At 51.1% G+C, this 3,477-nt stretch carries 3 protein-coding genes; all 3 read left to right on the top strand.

The genetic code is table 11. From position 1 onward, the window contains the following. On the top strand, positions 1–221 hold a 221-nt coding region (locus P1P89_22775), incomplete at its 5' end, for a hypothetical protein (protein MDF1594347.1). Positions 222–276: 55 nt separating this feature from the next. Further along, positions 277–1,032: a carbon monoxide dehydrogenase accessory protein CooC gene (locus P1P89_22770; GenBank protein ID MDF1594346.1), complete on the top strand. Its 756-nt coding sequence runs from the start codon at positions 277–279 to the stop codon at positions 1,030–1,032. A gap of 93 nt (positions 1,033–1,125) precedes the next feature. Further along, positions 1,126–3,177 (top strand): DEAD/DEAH box helicase, encoded by a 2,052-nt coding sequence (locus tag P1P89_22765; GenBank protein ID MDF1594345.1) that lies wholly within the window; start codon positions 1,126–1,128, stop codon positions 3,175–3,177. Positions 3,178–3,477: the final 300 nt, after the last annotated feature.

The raw sequence follows: 3,477 nt of genomic DNA, 5'->3' as shown, positions 1-3,477 counted from the left end.
AAGAAATCTTTTTATCGCTTAATCAAGTAATCGTCAAGGATTTAGCGCCTGACCCGGAACCGACCAGCCTTTGTCGGGGATTCTTTGAACCATCACGGCAAGCAAATCCCCCTTCTTGTCACAGACAGGGCGGCGGGGTAATCATAGATTCTGTTGAATATTGCCTTGCCCCAAACGATGTTGTGTTATATTTTAAGAACACATGGCACTATCAGGAATGACAGACAAAAAGATTAACACCATTTTGACCGGCTTTATACCGAGAAAGGATGAAAAATGAAATTAGCTGTCAGCGGCAAAGGCGGCGTCGGAAAGACGACTTTTTCCGCGCTCTTGATTCGAACCTTCAACGCCCAGGGAAAACATGTGCTGGCAATCGATGCCGACCCGGACGCCAACTTGGCGGCCGCCCTCGGCATTGCCGACGCGGATAAAATCGTTCCCATTGCGGAAATGAAAGATTTGATTTTTGAACGGACTGAGGCCAAACCCGGCAGTATCGGCGGTTTTTTCAAATTAAACCCCAAGGTGGATGACCTTCCGGAAAAGCTGTCGGCCAAACTCGATCATATCAAATTAATGCGCCTGGGGGGCGTCAAAAAAGGCGGCGCCGGCTGCATCTGTCCGGAGAGCACGCTGCTCAAAGCCCTGATCACCCATATTGTCCTGGCGCGCGATGAAGTGGTGGTGATGGACATGGAAGCCGGCATCGAGCACCTGGGACGGGCGACTGCCAGCGCGGTGGACCGGTTGCTGGTGGTGGTAGAGCCCGGCCGCCGCAGCATTGATACGGCCGGGCATATCCGGCAGCTGGCAGCAGAAATCGGCCTTAAACAGATTGCGGTGATTGCAAACAAGGTCCGCACGCAACAGGACCGGGATTTTTTACAAAAGCACCTGTCCGATTTTGAAATTTTAGGGTTTATCCCCTATGATGATGCTTTCATTGAAGCGGACGTAAACGGTATTTCACCTTATGACGTGGATTCCGGCGCCCTTTCCGTGGTTCAGTCTATCATTGCCGGTTTATAACCTAAATCTTGCATGAAACAGGTATAAAGGCCCATGCATCCAAAGAGACCTGCCATATACAAAGGAAAACGCCCCCGTGCCCGCGAAGCACATGTGGACATTAAGCCAGGAGCAGACAAAAAATTAACGAAAGTGTTTGCCGCTATTGGGGTCCCGGCCCCCGAACCCTTCAAACCCGACCCGTTTCAACTGCAGGCCATAGCGGCCATTCAGCAAAACGACTGTCTGGTGACCGCCCCCACCGGCGCCGGAAAAACCTGGATAGCAGAACAGGCCATCGCACGAATTCACAAACGGGGCGGAAAATCCTGGTATGCATCCCCTCTGAAGGCATTGACAAATTCAAAATACGCTGAATTCTCTTCCCTTTTTGGCGACACGCATGTCGGTATTCTCACCGGCGACAGGAAGGAAAACCCGGATGCCCCCATCATTGTGGGTACGACTGAAATTTTGCGCAATCAGCTATATGACAGCATGCACCAGGGCGAAACGCTGGCGGCTGATTTAGTAGTTCTGGATGAGGCCCATTTCCTGGGAGATAAAGACCGCGGTGTGGTCTGGGAGGAAATCATGATATACCTTCCCCCCCGCATTCCGCTGCTGATGCTGTCGGCAACCATCGGAAACGCCCCGCAAATCGCTCAATGGCTTTCATCCATTCGTTCCCAAAAATGTACGGTGATTCAGGAGCATAAACGCCCGGTTCCGCTTTTCCCGCTTTTCTTTCACCCTTCCGGAACCCTCTATCCGCTCTTAAGCGATGGGGGTTCCTCCGAAAAAAAAAGGCTGTCCAAAAAAGTCGATCAGTACCTTAAGGGTAAAACCCGCAGCGTGTTCACATCGCCGCGTCAATTACCCCCTTTTGGCGCCATTTTGGAAGTACTCAAAAAATACAATCTGCTGCCGGCCATATTCTTTCTGAAATCACGCGCGGATTGTGACCGCGCGGTTGAACGCTGCACGCAAAACCGGATCAGAAACTCCCGGCATGAAACGGATCTGCGGGATCGCGTCGAATCCCTCCTTTGTCACAATCCGCATCTGTCGCATCACCGTCAGCGACTCTCTCTGGAAAGGTTCGCCGTGGGCGCGCACCACAGTGGACAATTGCCCGCCTGGAAACTGGTTCTGGAGAATCTGATGACCGCGGGTCTGCTGGATGCCGTATTTGCTACTTCCACCGTGGCGGCCGGCGTGAATTTTCCCGCCAGGACCATGGTGTTTTTCAATTCAGACCGGTTTAACGGAACGGAATTTCAATCCCTCAGTCCTACCGAATTTCACCAGATGACCGGCAGGGCCGGCCGCCGCGGCATGGACCATATCGGCTTTGCAATGGCCGTACCCGGAAAGTTTATGGATCCCCGGCTGGTGGCCCGACTGATCAATGCCCCGCCGTCAAACGTGGAAAGTCAGATAAAAATCAACTTTTCCATGGTCCTGAACCTGCTTCTGTCGCATACCCCCGACCAGATTGAAGACCTTTTAAAAAAGTCTTTTGCGACATACCTGATCCTGCACAACGGCAAGAGGAATAGTCGGACAATAGACCCCTACGGCCACAAGGTTTTGTGGCAGGAATTTTTGCGGCATCTTAATTTTTTAATTGAAAACGGATATGTTGCGCCGGACGGCAAGCTGGAAAAGGACGGCATCTGGGCCTCACACCTCAGAATCGATCAACCCCTGATGGTGGCGGAAGGGTTTCGGCGCGAACTTCTACCTGCCGCCGACCCGGCCCTCCTGGCCGCTGTCATGGCCGCTTTTGTCAATGAACGCGAGCCCGACGACCGTATCGATAAAAAATTTCTGCCCAAAAAACTGACAAAAACTTTTGATAAAATCAGAAGGGGGCTGCGTCCCTTCAGCCGGCACATGCAGGCGCGCGGCTTCAGCGTCATTCCGCTCTTTTTAAGACCGGCGGCCACATTGTATCTCTGGGCCACGCAGCAGTCATGGGAAGATGCTTTGGCGCTTTCCGAAATCGAAGAGGGGGACCTGGCCATGCTGATTCTGCGAACCGCAGACAATCTGCGGCATATCAAGGCGCTGGCGCCGGTTTTTCCGGAAGCAGCCGAGACCGCCGGCAACGCCATCGAACTCATTTTGCGTGACCCGGTCATCATGGATTACGAGGATTAAGATCAAACCATTAAATTGTCTAACTTGCCGAAATTCTATGATGTTTTAACAAAAGCAGCGGTTGACAACCCGGATTACTTCTGATATCTGGATTTCAATTGCACCCGGGAACGAAAAGATCCCATATTTTTCGATTTCTTTGGCACTGAAAACAATTAAAACTTTTCGGTTCATTCGTTTTTAGTGAAGTGGCTTTTTATTTATCAAACTGATCATGATGCTGATTTGCTGAGAAATTAGGGCTGTTATATTTGAAAAATTTTAAATTCAGACTTTAAAAGATGCAGTTAGACCTGTTTC

The organism is Desulfobacterales bacterium (assembly GCA_029211065.1).
Classification (GTDB): domain Bacteria; phylum Desulfobacterota; class Desulfobacteria; order Desulfobacterales; family JARGFK01; genus JARGFK01.
The sequence above is the reverse complement of the archived record's forward strand: the minus strand, read 5'-3'. Positions and strand labels throughout refer to the sequence as shown.

What these genes read in the sequence shown, in the direction of transcription:
- P1P89_22770 (MDF1594346.1), top strand. Translation starts at nt 277, where the DNA reads ATGAAATTAGCTGTCAGCGGCAAAGGCGGCGTCGGAAAGACGACTTTT.